The organism is Halorubrum sp. Atlit-28R (assembly GCF_003665955.1).
GTDB classification, from domain to species: Archaea; Halobacteriota; Halobacteria; order Halobacteriales; family Haloferacaceae; genus Halorubrum; species Halorubrum tropicale.
This window is the reverse complement of the sequence record NZ_QPLS01000006.1, coordinates 1-18,940: the sequence shown is the minus strand read 5'-3', so window position 1 is coordinate 18,940 and position 18,940 is coordinate 1. Positions and strand designations below refer to the sequence as shown.

General features: G+C 68.1%; 19 protein-coding genes and 3 pseudogenes. 17 read left to right on the top strand and 5 right to left on the bottom strand.

The window, feature by feature from the left end:
- Positions 1-157: 157 nt before the first annotated feature.
- Positions 158-826 carry a hypothetical protein gene (locus DVK06_RS10765; RefSeq protein WP_121600273.1) on the bottom strand — a complete coding sequence of 223 codons (669 nt, stop codon included), beginning with the start codon at positions 824-826 and terminating at the stop codon, positions 158-160.
- Positions 827-1,157: 331 nt separating this feature from the next.
- Between DVK06_RS10765 and DVK06_RS10760 the strand changes: the two genes are divergently transcribed.
- The 5 genes from DVK06_RS10760 to DVK06_RS18960 all read left to right on the top strand — a co-directional run bounded on the left by DVK06_RS10760 (position 1,158) and on the right by DVK06_RS18960 (position 5,814).
- Positions 1,158-2,243 carry a sulfite exporter TauE/SafE family protein gene (locus DVK06_RS10760; RefSeq protein WP_121600272.1) on the top strand — a complete coding sequence of 362 codons (1,086 nt, stop codon included), beginning with the start codon at positions 1,158-1,160 and terminating at the stop codon, positions 2,241-2,243.
- 139 nt (positions 2,244-2,382) lie between these two features.
- Positions 2,383-3,369, top strand: coding sequence for a S49 family peptidase (locus DVK06_RS10755; RefSeq protein WP_121600271.1), 987 nt, complete (start codon positions 2,383-2,385; stop codon positions 3,367-3,369).
- Positions 3,366-4,406, top strand: a complete 1,041-nt coding sequence (locus DVK06_RS10750) for a DUF4350 domain-containing protein (RefSeq protein ID WP_121600270.1) — start codon at positions 3,366-3,368, stop codon at positions 4,404-4,406. Before DVK06_RS10755 ends, DVK06_RS10750 begins: the two co-directional genes overlap by 4 nt.
- Before the next feature lie 108 nt (positions 4,407-4,514).
- On the top strand, positions 4,515-5,567 hold the full coding sequence (locus DVK06_RS10745) for a zinc-dependent alcohol dehydrogenase family protein (protein ID WP_121600269.1): 1,053 nt from the start codon (positions 4,515-4,517) through the stop codon (positions 5,565-5,567).
- A 73-nt stretch (positions 5,568-5,640) separates the two neighbouring features.
- Complete coding sequence (locus DVK06_RS18960) at positions 5,641-5,814, top strand: hypothetical protein (protein ID WP_199718634.1); 174 nt, start codon at positions 5,641-5,643, stop codon at positions 5,812-5,814.
- Between the two features lie 200 nt (positions 5,815-6,014).
- Here the strand turns inward: DVK06_RS18960 and DVK06_RS10740 are convergent, their stop codons facing one another.
- Complete coding sequence (locus DVK06_RS10740; RefSeq protein WP_121600268.1) at positions 6,015-6,383, bottom strand: VOC family protein; 369 nt, start codon at positions 6,381-6,383, stop codon at positions 6,015-6,017.
- Positions 6,384-6,516: 133 nt separating this feature from the next.
- Here DVK06_RS10740 and DVK06_RS10735 point away from each other — a divergent pair, with 133 nt between their 5' ends.
- The 4 genes from DVK06_RS10735 to DVK06_RS10720 are packed head-to-tail and all read left to right on the top strand — an operon-like array spanning position 6,517 to position 8,813.
- Positions 6,517-7,188, top strand: coding sequence for a class I SAM-dependent methyltransferase (locus DVK06_RS10735; protein ID WP_121600267.1), 672 nt, complete (start codon positions 6,517-6,519; stop codon positions 7,186-7,188).
- Complete coding sequence (locus DVK06_RS10730; RefSeq protein ID WP_121600266.1) at positions 7,185-7,451, top strand: hypothetical protein; 267 nt, start codon at positions 7,185-7,187, stop codon at positions 7,449-7,451. The genes DVK06_RS10735 and DVK06_RS10730 overlap by 4 nt, the downstream gene beginning before the upstream one ends.
- Positions 7,452-7,508: 57 nt before the next feature.
- Entirely contained in the window at positions 7,509-7,697 is a 189-nt protein-coding gene (locus tag DVK06_RS10725) for a hypothetical protein (protein WP_121600265.1), read from the top strand.
- Between the two features lie 48 nt (positions 7,698-7,745).
- Positions 7,746-8,813, top strand: a complete 1,068-nt coding sequence (locus DVK06_RS10720) for an ABC transporter substrate-binding protein (protein ID WP_121600264.1) — start codon at positions 7,746-7,748, stop codon at positions 8,811-8,813.
- Positions 8,814-8,971: 158 nt separating this feature from the next.
- Here the strand turns inward: DVK06_RS10720 and DVK06_RS10715 are convergent, their stop codons facing one another.
- Positions 8,972-9,430: a hypothetical protein gene (locus DVK06_RS10715; protein ID WP_121600263.1), complete on the bottom strand. Its 459-nt coding sequence runs from the start codon at positions 9,428-9,430 to the stop codon at positions 8,972-8,974.
- A gap of 55 nt (positions 9,431-9,485) precedes the next feature.
- Between DVK06_RS10715 and DVK06_RS10710 the strand changes: the two genes are divergently transcribed.
- Both DVK06_RS10710 and DVK06_RS10705 read left to right on the top strand, forming a co-directional pair.
- Positions 9,486-10,544, top strand: coding sequence for an ABC transporter ATP-binding protein (locus tag DVK06_RS10710; protein ID WP_121600262.1), 1,059 nt, complete (start codon positions 9,486-9,488; stop codon positions 10,542-10,544).
- Positions 10,541-11,383, top strand: coding sequence for an ABC transporter permease (locus tag DVK06_RS10705; protein WP_121600261.1), 843 nt, complete (start codon positions 10,541-10,543; stop codon positions 11,381-11,383). The genes DVK06_RS10710 and DVK06_RS10705 overlap by 4 nt, the downstream gene beginning before the upstream one ends.
- 1 nt (position 11,384) lies before the next feature.
- On the opposite strand, the gene DVK06_RS10700 is transcribed toward DVK06_RS10705, so the two are convergent.
- Together DVK06_RS10700 and DVK06_RS10695 are read right to left on the bottom strand one after the other, a co-directional pair.
- Positions 11,385-11,834: an acyl-CoA thioesterase gene (locus DVK06_RS10700; protein ID WP_121600260.1), complete on the bottom strand. Its 450-nt coding sequence runs from the start codon at positions 11,832-11,834 to the stop codon at positions 11,385-11,387.
- Between the two features lie 167 nt (positions 11,835-12,001).
- Positions 12,002-12,757 (bottom strand): class I SAM-dependent methyltransferase, encoded by a 756-nt coding sequence (locus DVK06_RS10695; protein ID WP_121600259.1) that lies wholly within the window; start codon positions 12,755-12,757, stop codon positions 12,002-12,004.
- Between the two features lie 207 nt (positions 12,758-12,964).
- Between DVK06_RS10695 and DVK06_RS10690 the strand changes: the two are divergent.
- The 6 genes and pseudogenes from DVK06_RS10690 to DVK06_RS10665 all read left to right on the top strand — a co-directional run.
- Positions 12,965-14,669 (top strand): annotated as a pseudogene (locus DVK06_RS10690) (methyl-accepting chemotaxis protein).
- Positions 14,666-15,403, top strand: a complete 738-nt coding sequence (locus tag DVK06_RS10685; RefSeq protein ID WP_121600258.1) for a bacteriorhodopsin — start codon at positions 14,666-14,668, stop codon at positions 15,401-15,403. Before DVK06_RS10690 ends, DVK06_RS10685 begins: the two are co-directional and overlap by 4 nt.
- 340 nt (positions 15,404-15,743) lie before the next feature.
- The gene (locus tag DVK06_RS10675) at positions 15,744-16,037 is read left to right on the top strand and encodes a PadR family transcriptional regulator (RefSeq protein ID WP_121600256.1); all 294 of its coding nucleotides are present in this window, start codon (positions 15,744-15,746) and stop codon (positions 16,035-16,037) included.
- Between the two features lie 1,107 nt (positions 16,038-17,144).
- Positions 17,145-17,315 carry an HVO_0758 family zinc finger protein gene (locus DVK06_RS19670; protein ID WP_303646265.1) on the top strand — a complete coding sequence of 57 codons (171 nt, stop codon included), beginning with the start codon at positions 17,145-17,147 and terminating at the stop codon, positions 17,313-17,315.
- Positions 17,316-17,504: 189 nt separating this feature from the next.
- Positions 17,505-17,928: pseudogene (locus DVK06_RS10670) on the top strand (helix-turn-helix domain-containing protein); the annotation flags it as partial.
- A 402-nt stretch (positions 17,929-18,330) separates the two neighbouring features.
- Positions 18,331-18,940, top strand: a pseudogene (locus tag DVK06_RS10665) (preprotein translocase subunit SecY); the annotation flags it as partial.

The following is an 18,940-nucleotide window of genomic DNA, read 5'->3' as shown; positions in this document are numbered from 1 at the left end:
GGGGTGCGGCGCGAGATGATTTGCTGTATAGGAGTTTAAACCCAGTTTAACCGCCAGAAAATACCTGATCGGTTTCGGGTCTCTGTAGGTGTTTTCTGTTGATTCATCATCCGCTACTTACGATTGAGCCGCAGGCAGACTAGTTATTAAAGGCTGCTCACAGCGACACGTCCGTCTCGATGTCTTCGGTCGCCTCGCGCAGGCCGTCCTCGCGGGCGTCGCTCGCGAGCGACCCCTGGATGTCGGCGTCGGTGAGCAGGTCGCGGAACGCGTCGCGGAACCGGTCGTTCGCCCGCGTGGAGGCGATGTCGGTGCGCGCGACAGCGGCGTACCGGGCGACCGTGTCCGGCTGTGCGTCCAGCTCCTCGGCGCACTCGACGATCGAGTTCCCGGCGGCGGTGAGTCGCTTCAGGTCGGCGTACGCGAACGGCGGCTCGTCGCCCTTGTCCGCGTCGACCTCGCGGTCCGACTCGTGCACGAGGTGGAGATCGAAGCGGGCCTTTCGGACGGTTTCGGCGTCGATTTTGTCGGGATCGACCTCGGAGTCGCCGTCCGCCAGTTCGTCGCGCAGGGCCGCGGCGATCGACTCATCGCCCTCGTCCGCGAACCGGCCGCGGGCGACGAGCGCGTAGGCGGCGTCGCCGAGCGGGGTCGAGAAGCCGTACCGCTCGCGCATCGCGGCGACGAGATTGCGGACCGCCTCGCCGACAGACTCGTCGTCGCGGTCGACGAGGGTCCCGCGCTCCGCCTCCTGGCGTTCAGTGACCGTCTCCGAGCCGGTCGCCTCGACGAACAGGTCGCGGAGTTCGGCGGTCTTCTCGTCCATGGGAGTCGACCTACGCGGGCGCGGTAGAAAAGAGTCGTGTCGTTCTGGTACGCCGTTCGCCGCTTCATGCTCAAATGGTGCCCGCTACATATAGTGGTACCGAGCTCCCGCGTCATCGTTCGATCCGCGGTTGACCGACGGCTCCGTTTAACCGTTTCTTTCTGTCACCGAGTATTCATTTACGGCTGCGGAAACGTTCAGACGGCGATCCGTATTTCGCCGGCGTCGCGGCCGCTGTGGCGACCTCCGCGACGTTGACGATCGTTCATCACTATCGTGACGTGTGGAAACGCATTTATAATACCCCACGTAATTCGCGTTCCACGCCTCAATGAGCACGTCACTGTCGAGCGATCTCCAGCGCGCCTTTCTGCGCTACCAACACGTCTTCGTGTTCCTCGCCCCGCTCCTGTTCGTCGCGGGGGTGTACGCCTTCGCGCCGACGCCGGCCGACGCCGGCGTCGACTACTGGACCGAGTACTGGTGGCTGTTCCTGGCGTTCGTCACCGGCGCCACCATCGTCAACACCGTCGGGATCAGCGGGTCGGCGCTGTTCGTGCCGTTCCTCATCTTCGTCTTCCCGCTGGTCGCGTACCCCCTGGAGCCGACGACGCTGGTGAAGATCGGGCTCATCAGCGAGTCGTTCGGCCTGTCGAGCTCGTCGCTCGCGTTCATCCAGTACGGGCTCGTCGACCGGCGGCTCTCGCTGTCGCTCGTGCTGGGCGGCGTCCCCTTCGTCGTCGGCGGGGCGCTCCTCTCGTTCGTCATCCCCGAGCCGCTGTTCCACGCGCTGTTGGGGATCGCGCTGCTGGCGGCGTCGTACCTGCTGTTCAAGGCCAACCTGGGTCACGGGGACCCGACCGGCGGCGACGACGGCGAGGAGGTCGCGACCGACGGCGGGTCGTCGCCCGACCTCCCGGACGACGACAACAAGCTCGGCCCGGCCGGCGTCGACACCGACGACTCCGGCACCGTCACGCGCGTCGACCGCGACGGCGACGACTACACCTACTCCCGCGGCGGCTACCTCGAACGGTTCCTCAACTACAGCGTCGGCGGCGTGTTCCAGGGGCTCGCCGGCTTCGGGATCGGCGAGCTCGGGATCATCTCGATGCTCCGCACGCAGGTCCCGGTCCGGGTCGCCATCGGCACGAACCACATCGTCGTCGCGACGACCGCCGTCCTCGCCTCGGTCGTCCACGTGTTCGGCGGCGGCCTCGTCGGCGGGCACACGATGGACTTGGCGACGACGCCGTGGAACATGGTCGTCTGGACGGTCCCGGCGACGACGCTCGGCGGCCAGATCGCCCCCTACGTCTCGACGGCGCTCGACACCGGGACGATCAAGGCGGGCGTGGGCGGGCTGTTCGCCGTCATCGCCGTCGCGCTGTTCGCGATGGCGGGCGGCGGGATCTGAGCCGGATCCCGCGGCGCCGGGAGCCGCGACGCTTCTCGCTCCGCCGCCGCCGTCCCCGCTCCGTCGGCGACCCACCGCGGTCGAGCCCGGCGCTCATTCGTTGTTTTTTTCACGCAATTCTCGTAGTCGTTACACGGCGATGTCATTAGACAAGCCCTCCACGGCCCTCACGTCGCGACAGCAGGTGGCTGTCGTCGTGTTGGCCGCGGCTCTGGTCGGCGCCGTGCTCGCTCCGAGCGTGTACGCGGCGACCAACGACCCGAACGACACAGTTGCCGTCGTCGAGATCGAGGGGCCCGTCAACACGGCCCTCGCCGACGACGTCGAGAGCGAACTGGCGGACATCCGCGCCAACGACTCCGTGGGCGCGGTCGTCCTCAAGCTGGACACGCCCGGCGGCGCGCCCGTCGCCTCCGAGCGGATGTACAAGGCGGTCCAGCGGACGAGCCGAGACATGACCGTCATCGCGAGCGTCCAGTCGATCAGCGCCTCGGGCGGCTACTACGCGATGGCGCCCGCCGACGAGATCTACGTGATGCCGACCTCGACGGTCGGCAGCATCGGGCTGAACGCTCCCGCGCCGTCGGCCCGCTCGGCGCCCTTCGGTCCGAGCGGCCCCGACAAGGCCGGTAGCAACCCCACCCAGGCGTGGGCCGAACAGGAGACGCTCGCGGACACGTTCATCAACGCGATGATGGCGGAACGGGGCGAAGAATTCCAGATGCCCCGCGAGGAGGTCGCGAAGGCCGACACGTACCTCGGCACCGAGGCCGTCAACAACGGCTTCGCCGACGAGATCGGCTCGCTCAACGAGGCGATCCACGCGGCGGCCACCGAGGAGAATCTCGGCGAGTACACGGTCGACACGCGGGAGACAGGCGGCCTCTCGGGGATCCCCTTCCTCGTCCGCACCGACTCCGGGCTCGTCGCGATCCACGCGAACGACCCCGGGTACGCCGAGGTGAAGCCGATGCCCTCGACGTACGTCTACACGCCCGCCGTGCCGCACGTGGACACGATCGAGCGCTTCTCCGAGCCCGACCTCCGTGACGCCGGCGCGGCGTCGACGGAGCGGACGGCGACCGGCAACGAGACGGCGCGGCTCGACGGGGGTGTCGGCGCGTGAACCGCGTCGCAACCCTCGCGGTCGCGTTCGTCGTGACCCTCGCGGCCGTCCTCGGCGGCGCCGCGGCCGTCGGCTTCGCGACCGCCGACGGCGCAGCGCCCGCCCCGGAGATACAGAACGACCACTTCCTCGACGACGACCTCGTCGTCGACGACGACCCCGGCCAGGCGACCGTCGAGATGGACGCCTCGGCGGCGTCTCAGACCGTCCTCGTCGACCCCGGCGTCGAGGCTGGCGGACCCGGTCCGGCGCTCCCCATCAGCCTCCTCGGGCTCGGCGGCGGCGGCGTCGACGACCGGGACATCAGACCGCTCGCGAACGCGCTCATCGAGAACGGCCACGAGGTGGGCGTGTACGTGCCCGACCCGGACCAGCGCCGACCGCCCGCGCGGCCCGGCGCCGACCGGCCGACGCAGCTCGGCGAGCGGCTCGCCGAGGCCGACGCGTTCGTGACGTTCCGGACGGACTACGAGCCGGAGCAGCTCGACGAGATCGAGTCGTTCGTCGAGTCCGGCGGCCACGTCGTGCTCGCCACCGAGCCCGACGCGGCGTACTCCCAGCCCGGCGCCGCGTCGCTCGACGCGACGCTCGACGTCACGACCCGGCCCGGCTACGTGTACAACATGGCGGAGAACGACCTGAACTACCAGCGCGTGTACGCCGAGGCGACCGGCGACTCGGTCCTGACAGAGGGCGTCGACCGCGCGGTGTTCCCGTCGGCGACGCCGGTCGGCACGGCCGTCGGCGGCACCGAGGTGCTCCGCCCGATCGAGGGCAGCGAGCTCTCGACGACGCGCGCGGCGACCGAGGCGCCGCTCCTCGTCCGCAACGACGAGGTCGTCATGATCGGCGACGCCGACTTCCTGTCGCCGGAGAACGCCAAGCGCGCCGACAACGACGCGCTGATCGGCAACCTCGCCGACTTCCTCGTGACGAACGACCGGACGCCGCCCGGGCCGCCCGGCGAGGGCGGGTCGACGGGTCCGACGCAGCCGCCGGGACCGGGCCAGCCGCCCGCGAACGGGACGGCCGCCTGATCGCCCGCCCGAACCCCTGAACGGCCCCGGCGATCGGTCGATCGGGTCCCGTTCGGTTCGGCTTCCGACACCCGCTCATTTTTGCCGCACGCGACGGTAGCAATCCCTATGCGCGCAGCCGTCTTCCACGGCCCCGGCGAGATCGGCGTCGAAGAGCGACCGCGACCCGAGATCGACTCCCCGACGGATGCGATCGTCCGCGTCACCCACACCGCGATCTGCGGCTCGGACCTCTGGTTCTACCGCGGGGACAGCGACCGCGACGCGGGCTCCCCGGTCGGCCACGAGCCGATGGGGATCGTCGAGGAAGTGGGCGACGACGTGACCTCGGTCGCGCCCGGCGACCGCGTGCTCGCCCCCTTCGCGATCTCCTGCGGTGAGTGCGAGTTCTGCCGGAAGGGGCTCCACACCTCCTGCGAGAACGGCGACTCGTGGGGCGGCGACAACGGCGGCGGCCAGGGCGAGTACGTCCGCTCGACCCACGCCGACGGCACGCTCGTCCGCGTGCCCGACCGGTACGCCGACGACGAGGACACGCTCCGCTCGCTGCTCCCGCTCACGGACGTGATGGGCACCGGCCACCACGCGGCCGTCAGCGCGGGCGTCGACGAGGGGTCGACCGTGGCCGTCATCGGCGACGGCGCGGTCGGGCTCTGCGGCGTCCTCGCCGCGCGCCGACTCGGCGCGGAGCGGATCGTCGCCGTCGGGCACCACGAGGACCGACTCCACCTCGCCGAGGAGTTCGGCGCCACCGAGACCGTCTCCGAGCGGGGCGAGGCCGCCGTCGAGCGGATCCGCGAGCTCACCCACGGCGGGCCGAACCACGTGATGGAGTGCGTCGGCGCCGCGAGCGCGATGAACACCGCTATCGATGCGGTCCGCCCCGGCGGCACGATCGGGTACGTCGGCGTGCCCTACGGTGTCGAAGACGAGGGCCTCGACGTGTTCGGCATGTTCGGGCAGAACGTGACGCTCGCGGGCGGCGTCGCCCCCGTCCGCGCGTACGCCGAGGAGCTGATGGCGGACGTGCTTCAGGGAACGCTCGACCCCGCGCCGATCTTCACCGAGACGGTCGGTCTCGACGACGTCGCCGAGGGGTACCGCATGATGGACGAGCGGGAGGCGATCAAGGTGCTGGTCAAACCGCACGAGGGCGCGTAGGCCGGCTCAGAGGCCCTCTTTCGACAGATCCGTCGCAACTTTTAGAAGCCTCCAACTCGTGTGGGTAGTTGTCATGTGCCACCATTACGACGAGGCGATGACCTGGGAGGAGGTCCAGGCGCGTCACCGGTCCGAGGAGGCGGCTGAGCTCGACGACACCCCCGACGTCGACGCGGTCGACGAGCCGGCGGGCGAGACGGAGGAGTCCGAGCCCCCGGCGGAGCCGCGCGTCCCGGCCGACGACTGACGCGGTCGGGCACGACCCCGCCTCGAACCCTGACGTTTCTTTCGCGCGTCGCCGTCCCGTGAGCGGCGTCGCCGGTCGAAGAGTTGTAGCTGTTCTCGTTCCCGACGCTCGGCGCGGTCGCGCTGCTCGTCGTTGTCGCGGTCCGCCGCGCCGACGGCTAACGCACTCTCGCTCTTTTTCGGAACCCCAGAGAGGGCCGTTCAGAGCGGCTCGATCAGCTCGACGACGTGGCCGTCGGGGTCCTTCACGAAGGCGACGCGCGCGCCGGCCTCCGGGTGGTCGGTCGGCGCCTCCACGACGCCGTGGTGATCGAGGTCCGCGAACGCAGCGTCCACGTCGTCGACGCCGACGGCGACGTGGTCGTAGCGGTCGCCGTCCGCGCTCGGCTCCTCGCCGGGCGTGTCCGACAGCTGGAACTCGACGCCGTTCCCGTCGGCGACGTACACGTTGCGAGTGTCGCCGTCGGCGACCGTGAACTCCCACGAGCGCTCGAAGCCGAGCTCGTCGACGTACCAGTCGGCGGTCCGGTCCGCGTCCGCCACGTTCAGGCAGGTGTGGAGAATCTCCATGCGTCGCCCTCGCGGCCCGCCGGGATAAATTCCCGACCGCCGGCTCCCCGCTCGGCGCGGCCGTCGCGAGCGGCAGGCCGGCGAGTCGCCGATCCGCCCGAGCAATCATGTCGCTCGCGCCCGTCGCGTCCGTATGGACCGAAACGAGGTGCGCCGCGCGTGGGACGCGGTCGCCGAGACGTACGCCGCTCGGCGCGACCCGGACGGCTCGGACGCGGCGCTGATCGACGACCTGTGCGACGCGCTGGCGAGCGACCCGCGGGTCGCGACCGACGGCGACGACCCGCTCGTCCTCGATGTCGGCTGCGGCGACGGCGCCCGCACCCTGGCGAACCTCCCGCCGGGCAGCGTCGGGCTCGACGTCTCGCGCCGCGGGCTCGACCTCGCCGGCGAGACCGTCCCCGACGCGCGGCTCGTCCACGGCGAGATGTCCGCGCTCCCGTTCGCTGCCGACCGCTTCGACGCGATCACGGCCTACCACGCGGTGTTTCACGTCGAGCGCGAGCGCCACCCGACGGTGTACGACGAGTTCGCGCGCGTCCTGCGCCCGGGTGGCCGGCTCCTCGCGACGCTGCCGAGCGGCCGCTTCGAGACGGTGCGGCGCGGCTGGATGGGCGGGGAGATGTTCTTCTCTGCGCCCGGCCGCGAGCGCACGCTCGACCAGCTGCGCGCGGCGGGGTTCGCCGACATCGAGACGCGGACCGCGACCGACCCCCTGGGGAGCAGCACCGAGTTCGTCTTCGCGACGCTGGCGGGCGACTCGGCGCCCGACGGCGGCGCCGAGCCGGGGGCGACCGACCCATGACCGATCCCGACGAGGTGCCCCACGACGTGCGCGCGAGCCTCGGCCAACTGCTCGCGGCGGCCCGCGCGGCCGCCGAGCGCGGCGACACCGACACCGCGCGGGCGACCCTCAACACCGCGAAGACGGTGGCGTCGAACAAGCTGCCGGCCGGTGAGCGGCGCGACCGGACCCGGTGGGGGTGTGCGGCGGCGCTCGACGCGCTGCCGAACGGCGACCTCGCGGCCGCGTACGCCGCGGCGACCGCCGGCGTCGTCACGGGGTAGGCCTCGCCCTCGCCTCGAACCGCCGCCGATTTCACCCGCCTCGTCCCACGCCCGTCCATGGACCGACGCGACGCGCGGTTCGTCCTCCTGAGCACGCTGCTCGCGGTCACGCTCATCAACACCCTCGCCCCGACCCGGACCGCGGCGTGGTTCCGGTCGGCGTCGTTCCTGCTGGCGTTCGGCGCCCTGCTGTACGCCGCGTACGTCGTCGTCCGGCCCGTTCTCGCGTGGCTCCCCGCCCGGTAGCCGCGGCCGGCCCCCTCGTTTTTCCCCGTCGAGCGCGTCCGTTCGGCCATGCGCGTCGCCTCGCTGCTCCCCTCCGCTACGGAGACGCTGTTCGCGCTCGGTGTCGAACCGGTCGGCGTCTCGCACAGCTGCGACCACCCGCCCGCCGCCCGCGACCTGCCGACGCTGACGAGTACGGTCGTCGCCCACGAGAACCGCTCGGCCGCCGACATCGACGAACAGATGCGCGAGGTCGACGGCGCCGTGTACGACCTCGACGAGGACCGCCTCGCGGCGCTCGATCCCGACCTCCTGGTCACGCAGGCGACCTGCGACGTCTGCGCCGTCGACGCGAGCGAGGTCCGGGCGGCCGCCGCGCGCCTCGACCCCGCGCCCGAGGTGCTGGCTCTGGACCCGCACTCCTTCCGCGACGCGCTCGACGACGTGGAACGGGTCGGCACCGCGGTCGGCGAGGCGGCGGCCGCGAGCGACCTCCGAGCCGACCTCCGCGAGCGCGTTGACGCGGTCCGCGAGCGCGCCGAGCGCGCGGTCGCCGAGGAGGGGCGCCCTCGCGTCGCCGTTCTCGACTGGACCTACCCGCCGATCCGCGCGGGCCACTGGGTGCGCGACATGGTCGAAATCGCGGGCGGCGACCCCGCCTTCCAGCCCGACGGCCCCTCCGAGCCGGTCGCGTGGGCGGACGTGCGCGAGTTCGACCCGGACGCGCTCGTCGTCGCGCCCTGTGGCTTCGCCCGCGACCGCGCCGTCGACGCGGTCGGGGACCTCGCCGACCGGCCGGGGTTCGATGACCTCGCGGCGGTCGCGGGCGGGCGGGTCTACGCCGTCGACGGCAACGCCCTGTTCAACCGGCCGAGCCACCGGCTCGTCGACTCGCTGGAAACGCTGTTCGCGTGTCTCCACCCCGAGCACGCGGCGACGGCGCCCGAAGCGCTGGACGCCGTCGCCAGCGTCGACGCGGAGAAACTCGTCATCGAACAAGCGGTTACCAGCGAGGAGCCGGCCGAGGGGTACCGCCGGCGCGCCCAACGAACCCGCGAACTCGCCGACGAACTAGCGGGCGTCTCGGCGGAGGCGAACGACCACCTCGGCGAGAGCCCGGACCGTGGATCGCGCTAGCCGTACTGGGTAATTGGGAGGCCTCCCATGCCGAGCGCACCGACCTGCGTGAACCCACGGGTGGGGCGCACGCAAGAGACGCGTCCAGTTGTCAGTATCGCTTTTCGACGGCAGCAGTCGTTGTGATTTCGACAGCGCCACTCGAATTGACCGGGTGGTCACGTCTCGGCCAACTCACGGAGCCCCGACAGCGTTCCCGCCTCACGCAGGTCGGCGACGGTACAGTACCACGCGCCGCGCACGCCGTTCAGGTCGTTCTCGACTGGGCTATCGAGCGGCACGAGGTCGTCGAACGCGAAGACGACCACGACGCGCTCCTCCGAGAACGGATCGATGAGCGCCGCCCAGTCGTCCTCGTCCATCGGTCCGGGGTCGCCGCGCGCCTGTTCGGTGCGGTCGACGACGCGGGCGTAGTGGGTGACCGCCGACACCGGCGCGGTGCGGTAGAAGGCCATGAACTTGAAGTCGGCGCGGGTGCGGTCGTACGAGCGCGGCGCCGGGTAGAAGCCGGCGCGGCAGCGCTCGAACGTCTCCGGCTGGGTCGCGACGACGCAGACGCGGGCGTCGCCGGGCGCGTCGTCGTCCGGGGCGTCCGCGGCGAAGCGGTCGAGGTCCATGCGTACGATGGGTTCCGAGAGGGGATATATCCCTGCTCGGCCCCTATTCGACTCAATGGCACGGAGCGCGACGAGCGCGCGCGGTGGTCCCCGAGAGCGCGACGCGACGCAGGGCGGCGGCGACGAGGCGAACGCGGACGGAGCGAGCGCGGGCCCGCCGGCCCTCGCGGTCGAGGGGCTCACGAAGCGGTTCGGCGAGGGCGACGACGCGGTCGTCGCCGTCGACGACGTGAGCCTCTCCGTCGAGCGCGGGTCGGTGGTCGGCCTGCTCGGCCCGAACGGCGCCGGCAAGACGACGCTGATCAAGTGCGCCCTCGGCATCGTCATCCCCGACGCGGGCTCTGTCCGGGTGTTCGGCACCGACGTGCGCGACGGCCGCCGGGCGGCCTACGCCGACGTGGACGCGATGCTGGAGGGCGCGCGCAACGACTACTGGCGACTCACGGTTCGCGAGAACCTCCGCTACTTCGCGACGATCAGCGGCGTCGACCCGGACTCCGTGGCGGCGCGCCACGAACGCCTGCTCGACCGCCTCGACCTCGCCGACAAGGCGGACACGCCGGTCCGTGACCTCTCCCGGGGGATGAAACAGAAGGTGTCGCTCGCGAGCGTGCTGGCGGGCGGCGCCGAGCTGGTCTTCCTTGACGAACCGACGCTCGGGCTCGACGTCGAGAGCGCGCGGACGCTCCGGGCGGAGCTGCGCCGGCTCGCGGCCGAGGAGGGGCTCACCATCGTCGTCAGCAGCCACGACATGACGACGATCGAGGCGGTGTGCGACCGCGTCGTCATGCTCTCGAACGGCCGGATCGTCGCGGACGACACCGTCGAGGCGCTGCTGGGCGCCGCCGAGAGCGACTCGGTGCGGGTGGCCAGCCCGGACCTCGACGCGGAGACGGTCGGCGGGCTGCGCGAACGGTTCGAAATCGTCGGCGTCGACCGCGACGCGCAGCCGCCCGCGGTGACGGTGGCTGCGGGCGGCGACCGGCTGTACGAGCTGACCGACGCGCTCCGGGCGGCCGGCGTCACCGTCTCGGACATCCGGACGGTCCAGCCCGACCTCGAAGAGGTGTTCCTCGAACGCACCGGGACCGGGCTCGGGGGTGCGTCCCAGTGAGCGGGGACGCGCCGCCCGCAGACGCGTCGACGGCGACGGCGTCCGGGGCCGACGACGACCCTCGACCGGCCACCTACTACCACCTCGCGCGGGCGGTCCTCTACCGGGAGTTCCTGATCTTCGTGCGGTATCCGGCCAACGCGATCGGGGGGATCGTGGTGTCGCTGTTCTTCTTCGCCGCGCTGTTCCTCGGCGGCCAGCTGCTCGCGGGGCAGGCGCTCGCGGACTCGATCGAGGGGATCGTCGTCGGCTACTTCCTGTGGACGCTGTCGGTGGGCGCGTACTCGTCGGTGTCGAACGACATCGGTAGCGAGGTGCAGTGGGGGACCCTCGAACGCCACATCACCACCCCGTTCGGCTTCGCGCCCGTCGCGCTGCTGAAGGGGGTCGCGAAGGTGATACGGACGTTCCTCACCAGCGCCGTGATCCTCGCGGTGATGCTCCTCGCGACCGGGACGCGGCTCAGCCTCGCGCCGGTGACCGTGGTCGTCGTCGCGGGGCTGTCGATCGTCTCGGTGCTCGGGCTCGGCTTCGCCGCGGGCGGCGTGACGGTGCTGTACAAGCGGATCGGCAACTGGCTCAACTTACTCCAGTTCGGGTTCGTCGCGCTGATTTCGGCGCCCGTCTTCGACCTGCCGTGGACGCGCGTGCTCCCCTTGGCGCACGGCAGCGCCATGCTCCAGCGCGTGATGGTCGACGGCGTGCGGCTGTGGGAGTTCCCGCTCGCGGACCTCGCGCTGCTGGTCGCGGTCGCGGTCGGCTACTTAGTCGGCGGCTACCTCGTCTTCCAGTACGCGACGGGGCGGGCACGGCGGCTCGGCGTCTTGGGCGACTACTGACCTACCGATCCTCGTCCGGCTCCGCGGCCAGCGCCTCGTCGCGGAGCTCGCGGCAGCGCTCGCCCGCGACCTCGAGTTCGGGGACGGGCGTCGGGTTCCCGTCTTCGTCGACGGCGACGAACACGAAGTACGACTCCGTCGTCAGTTCGCGCTCGCCCGTGCGCGGGGACTCGCGATACGCGCGGATCCGCGTCCGGAGGCTCGTGCGCCCGACCGCGTACACGTACGACTCGATGACGCAGGTGTCGCCCTGCGGGACGGGCCGCTTGAAGTCGAGCGCGTTGATCTTGGCCGTGACGCAGGTCTCGCCCGCGGCGCGCATCGCGGACATCGCGCCGATCTCGTCCATCCACTTGACGACGTTGCCCCCGTGCGCCGAGGCGTAGTTGTTCGTGTGGGTGGGCTGGACGCGCTGGCGGTTCTCGATGTACGTGTCGCTGACGCTGGGCATACTGTTCCGTGGCGCGGCCCGGGGAAAAGCCCGCGCCCGCCTTGGTCGCCGGTGGCTCGCAGCCGCCGTCCGGAGCGGTTCCGGCGGCCGAACTGAACCGCGAGCGCGCGTGTCCCACCGGCGGAGCTTCAGGTACGAACCGTTGACTGTCGGCCGCCCGTCCGTCATTACTTCCGCAGCTCCCAGACCTGGACGCCGTCGCCGTCCGCAAGCGGTTCGCCGTCGAAACCTCCCCGGACCGACCACTGGTCGAACGGCGACTGACGTGCCAGCAGTTCGACCTGTTGAGCCGGAAGATGCGAGAGGACGAACTCGTCGCGGGCGATAACTTCCCCGTCGGCATCGAGGAGTTCCTGCTCCGTGCGATAGGTCTGGGTCACCTGATTGGCGATGTCGGCACGGGAACGGCCTCTCAACAGCGTTCCCTCGTGTTCGACCTCGCGAACGTCCTGCCACTCGCCGAACGCCTCGGCGACGACGTCGTACCGGGGAACGTACACGTCGAACAGGAGTCGGCCGCCGGGCTCGAGCACGTCGTGAAACGCCTCGAGCGCAGCGAGCTGGTCGTCGACCCGTCGAAGGCTACACATCGAGTTGTAGGGAACCAGCGCCAGCGCGTACGACCGGTCGGCACCAATCGACCGCAGGTCGGCCTCCCACACTGTCGGCGTCAAACCCTCGCTGGCCGCCTTCTTCCGGAGGATCTTCAACATTGCCGGCGAGATGTCGAAGCCGTCGGCGTCGACGCCGTTGCGAAGGAATTCGAGGTAGAGGCGTCCGGTTCCGCAGGCGCCTTCGAGTACCGGCCCGGCGGCGTTCGTGGCCGCGTCGCGATAAAACGACTCGTCGCCGACGTCCCCGTGGTCGTGCGTCGCCTCGTAGAACGCGGCCAACTCCCCGGAAAACTGGTTCTCCTCCGCCATGTCGACAACCGACAGAGTGGCACAGAAAAATTCCACCGAAATCGAGTGTTACTCCCGTGACACGGAACCCGTCGCACGGCAGTCTGTGCTACTCGGCTCCCGCCCGGCGATCCGGCGGTCACCAGCACCGGCACCCACGGTAATTATCGTGTTCAGTAATTACGACTTTAATCCTAAGTAGGGGTGTTTGGTTTCCTCAGACAACAGATGTTGAACGTAATTACCGCGCGTTACGGCCGGCGCGTCGGCGCGGCCGTCCTCGGGACGCTCGCCGTGACGCTCGGCTTCATCGCCCTCTTCGCGGGGCACGTGGCGACGGTCGGCACGCCGGAAGCCGCGACGGCCTCGCTGATCGGCGTCGGCGTCGTCGTTACGCTGAACCTCGGCCTGTTAGGCATCGTCTTAGTCGGGAACGTCGCGGTCGAGCTGCGGCGGCTGACCGAGACCGCGGAGGCGGTCGGGCGCGGCGAGTTCGACGCGAGCGCGAGCTCCGACCGCGGCGACGAGATCGGGCGGCTGTTCGGCGCCTTCGACGAGACGCGGCGGTCGCTCCGGGACGCGGTCGCCGAGTCCGAGCGGGCCCAGACCAAGGCGGAGGCGGCCCGCGAGGAGGCCGAGGAGCTGTCGGACACCCTCCTGGACCGCGCCCAGGAGATCGGCGGCGCCATGGCGGGCGGCCGAGGGCGACCTCTCGCGCCGGCTCGACGCCGACAGCGACGTCGACGCGATCGAGCGCATCACGGCCGCGTACAACGAGATGACCGGCGGGCTCTCGACGACGGTTGAGGACATCCAGGCGTTCGCGGGCGACGTGGAGGCCACGAGCGAGGAGATGGCCGCGGAGGCCGACGACGTGGCCGCGATGAACCAGGAGGTGGCCGCCGAGATGCGCGAACTGGCCGACGAGCTGGACGCGCAGACCGAGCGGTTACGGGAGACGGCTGCCGACACCGACGACTTCTCCGCGACCGTCGAGGAGATCGCCTCCACCACGGACGAGGTGGCCGGCGACGCGAGCGCCGCGGCGGAGCTGGGCGAGAAAGGCGAGGAGCGCGCGACCGAGGCGGTCGAAGCGATCGCGGCGATCGCCGACCTGCTTGAGGACCTTGACGACCTCGTCGCCGGCCTTGACGATCGGATGGACGGCGTCGCGGAGACGACCGACGTGATCGCCGACATCGCCGACCAGACCAACATCCTCGCGCTGAACGCCTCGATTGAGGCGTCGCGGGCGGGCGGCGACGGCGACGGCTTCGCGGTCGTCGCCGACGAGGTGAAGGGGCTCGCCGAGGAGACCCGCGAGTCCACCACGGAGATCGAGGCGACCATCGGCGAGGTGACCGACGACGTGTCGGCGGTCGCCGGCGAGATGGACCGGACGATGACCGAGTTGGACGAGACGACCGCGGCCGTCGAGGCCGCGGGCGAGGCGATCGAGGAGCTGACGGGGACCGTCGAGGACGTCGACGTCGCGATGGGCGACATCGCGCGGGCGACCGACGAGGGCGCCGAGGGGATCGAGTCGGTCGCGGCCCGCGTCGAGGCCGTCCACGGTTCCGCCACCGACGCCGCCGACCGCGCGCGGACGCTGGCGGAGACCGCCGACGACACGGCCGAGACGGTCGGCGACCTCGCCGAGACGGCGACCGCGCTCGCCGAGCGGACCGCCTCGCTCACCGAGCGGCTCGACCAGTTCGAGACGCGGGCCGAGGGCGCGGCGCCGAGCGCGACCCCCGCCGGCGCGTCCGGGGCGGTGACAGACCGCGGAACGGCGACCGAGGTCGGGACGGTGGCGGACGGCGGGACGGCGACGGACGGTGGAACGGCGACGGACGGCGAGACGACGGACGCCGCCGTCGAGGCGGAGACGCCACCGAACGGCGCCGCCGGCGACGCGGAGGTGACCCGATGATCGAGCCGTCGACGGTGCGGTTCGTCTCGGCGAGCGTCTACGCCGTCTCCGCGCTCGTGTTGTTCGGCCTGGCGCGCCGCAAGCCCGCGGCGCTGCGGCGCTACTGTTACCCGTTCGTCGCGGTCGTCGCGATTGCGGGCGTCGGCGTCGGGCTGTGGGGCGCCGGGGTCGGGACGTTCGCGGTCGCGGGCGGGACGCTGGAGGGCGGCCAGCTCCTCACCGACTACGTCGCCTACCCGTTCCTGTTCGGGTTCGCGGCGTTCGTCTCGGGAGCGGGCCAGCGCTACGTGGTCGGCGTGACCACGCTCACCGCGACGATGCGGCTCGGCTACGACTTCGCGGAGGTGTTCGAGGGCCCGCTCGCGCTGGCCGGCACCGGAGCGATCCTCGTCGGGTACCTCGTCCTCCTCGGCGTGTTCTTCGGCCCGCTCTCGACGGCGGCCGCGCGGCAGCCGCCCGCCCGCGAGCTGTTCTTCAAGAAGACGCGGAACCTCTCGCTGTTCGCGTTCGGCGTGTTGATCGCGTGGGCGATGGTCAGTATCGCCGGGCTGCTCGATACGTTCACCGCGGCGGTCACGCTGGAGTATCTCGATCTGCTGCTCCGGGTCGGCTTCGCCGGCTTCGTGTTCGCGAACGTGGAGACGTTGGCGGCTGAGGTGGGGTCCGGGGACAACGGTAGTACTGACACGAGACACCCCGCGTCTCACACGGCGACGGGAACGGGCGCTGACTAAGCTGACGGGAACTGAAGTTCACCGAACCCGCTGCTATGTTACGCCGCCTCGACAGATCAAATAGTTTGGACTCGATCAGTTCGCTCATCATGGCGGTCGGATTCTGCCTGGCCGGACTCGCCGAGTCCCTTCCGGAGGAACGCCCACAGACCGCGAGCGGGCTACATGTCACCGCAATTGTCTTACTGGTGATTCAACTCCGCGTCGCGTTCTCCGTTCCCGAAACTGTTCCCGGCCCGTGATAGGGGGGTGCTGTTTAATTCCTTGTCAAATATGCCCCATCTCACATGTATGTGTCCGTACAAACTTTTAATATCCTATTTATATACAGTTGAAGCAGATGAACGGGCTGTCAGCATTCCAGCGAGATATCTTGTACATAATTGAGGGAAAAGAAGATCCGCACGGGTTAGCGATCAAGACTGCGCTGGAAGAGTATTACCAGACGGAAGTAAACCATGGGCGTCTTTATCCAAACCTGGACCAACTTGTTGAGAAAGACTACGTGTCAAAAGGAACGTATGATGAACGAACAAACATGTATTCACTCACAGAACAAGGCGAAGATCTACTTATCACGCGGCGGAAATGGGAAAACCAGCAAGTCTCCCTACCAACTGCCGACAACGACTGAGCTCTCTATATGTGCCCTCGCGACTCTACTAATAATAGAGCTAGTCAAGTTGGTCCTGGCTCTCCACAGCCGTATTCTGGGGGCAGAGCCGAGGATAAGTCTCCACGCGCTGTTAAAATCCTGTCCGCCGCATTTCCAACCTGTGTCACGTACGGGGAGGATCTATCAGTCACTGTTACCCTCCAAAATCAGACCGATTCCGAGCAGTTTCGCACGCTTGATCTTCGCGGTGAGTCACACGGCGTGCCGGTCCGGCTGACGCAGGCCACCGTGTATCTGCCTGCTAATTCAACTGTTCAGCATGAGCTTACCACCCCTGCTACCCCTGCCGGGCTGTCTGCGCTTTTCATTAACAACACCGAGTACCGGTCGACTGTCCAGATTACGCCAATCGAAGCTACCATCGATGACCGAATTTCCCTCCCCGACGGCACAATCCTTCGGCCAACGACCGTTGAACGGACTGATGACGCAACTGCGTTGTACCTTGATGTCGCTGAGCACGGACGGGATGGGCCTCCAGACCGACAGTTCTTTTCTGAATACACGCAAAACGTTCTCGCGCCTGAGTTGGGAGATTTTGATCAACTCCGTGAGGCTTGGGATCCGTTGTACACGAACTCTCACACTGGTGGCTGGCTTATTTTTCTGCCCCGCACAGAAACTGTTCGCCTCCGCGGAGAGGACCTCCGGGCGATTATCTCACTTTCCCGGGTCACTGACGCTTGATCGTTTCCACCCTGTTGGCAGTCACTCAAATAGTATTACCGCGACAAGCACCGTCAACACAACAATTAGTGTCGCGAGTAACACGATCTTAACGAGATCAACGCGACCCCGAGCCGCTGGTTTACTCAATCTGTCTCACCTATATCTTGGTCTGCGTTATTGTAGCTACTAATTCCCTTGTGTTGCCATCTCTGCCCCCGACCTTCGTACCTGAGAGGGCTCGTTGTACAGACAGTATTCGCCGGCTGAAACGTGGACGTTTGCGTCGCTTTCGTGTCTGCGCTACCCCCTCCGTCTCACCGTCAGGGTCAAGCCGTGTGTTCGCCTCGAGGCTTGTATGATAGGCTTTTTGTTCCATATTGGGTATCACAGAACCACATGAAGTCCACACGAAAGGCGCTTCGTGACGATGACATATTTAAGGACACGTATGAGCGTCTCAACTGCGCAGACTGTGAGAAAGTCCTGAAGACGACAACCGATTCGAACGCTGTGTTTGACCTTCGGACATGTCCTGAGTGTGGTACAGAGTACAAAGATCTTCGTTGACGACCACCAACGGCGACACGCTTGTGACTCCCTCTCATACGAGACGTGGTCAGACTCGCTGGGGGAGACTGAACCTGTGACGGGCCGCAGTGGGTTCTTCGAAAATAATTTCTTGCCGGCATCCACCCGAATTTTCCATTACAATTATACCTGTCAGTAGAATTTTTTATTCAGATACATGTTCCCGTAATGGATCACCTCAACAAGATCTCCGTCGAAGAACTCCAGGAGCGCTTGACAATGTTGAGGGAAACAGGCCGACCAACAGCTGTTAGCTGCGATCGCGTACAAAAACGGCGTCACGCAAACCGAACTTGCCGGGTGGTACGACACAGTGAGAAAAACGATGTATAACTGGCTCAACCGACTCGATACCGACGAATCACTTGCACGAGCTGTTACAGGTGCTCACCGACCTGGGCGAAGACGAAAACTCTCAGAAAAACAGCAACAAGAGGTTGAGCAAACAGTCCACGAATTACCCGGAGAGATCGGCGCTGACGCGCCGGTGTGGACGCCGGCGCTCGCACAAGAGTATCTTGAAGAAAGGTACGGCGTCAACTACTCAATCCCAAGCTGCCGACGGTTGTTGAGAGAAGCGAGATTGAGTTATTCAGGATCGCTGGTAGGGTGCTCGTGTCCTGTCAGCAGACAGAACACGAGCACCGAGGACTGCGAGCATGTCTTCGTCACCACGCTGCCCACGCACACAGCCGTGGACTGCTCAGATCTACTGCTGTGGACGTCTACCAGCATTCATATTAGCGCACGCTCGGTAAAAAAGCTTCAGCCTCCACGAGGCTAGCCGTAGGTACCCACCCTCTTACAGGCTGAGCGGGCCGAGTGCTTCGGGGCTTGACCTCAAGGCGGTTCACTGCCGGGTGATTGGATCCCCGCGAGTTTAGTCGTGGGAGGAGTCAACCACGGCTGTTTCTCACGCTCCGATCAGGACACTGGTCTGCCGCTCTTGTGGCAGGATCGGAATTCACTTGCCATCGGGCAAGTCAGCATTGTTATGAGCTGGAAGGAGGCCGCCGAACCGGTGCTCTCGCGGATGCCCGTCGTGGAGCGGCCCGCGGGGCACGTCCCGTTCAAGCGGAAGCTCACGTGGACGGCCGGAATCCTGATCGTCTACTTCTTCCTGACCAACATCAACCCGTTCGGGTTGGCGGTCGGGCAGGGGTCGGACTTCTTCGGACAGTTCCGGTCGGTGCTGGCCGGATCGTCCGGGTCGTTGTTACAGGTCGGTATCGGACCGATCGTCACGGCGTCCATCGTCCTCCAGCTGCTGGGCGGTGCGAACCTCCTCGGGCTCGACACGGAGAACGACCCGCGTGACCAGGTCCTCTACCAGGGCCTCCAGAAGCTGCTCGTGATCATCGTCTCGGCGCTGACGGCGGCGCCGATGGTGTTCACCGGGAGCTTCCTCCCGGCCGACGACGCGGTCGCGAGCGCGCTCGGCATCGGCACGTTCGGAGTCCAGCTGCTGATCTTCGCACAGATCTTCGTCGGCGGCATCCTCATCCTGTTCATGGACGAGATCGTGAGCAAGTGGGGCGTCGGCTCCGGCGTCGGGCTGTTCATCATCGCGTCGGTGAGCCAGCAGATCGTCGGCGGCTTCTTCA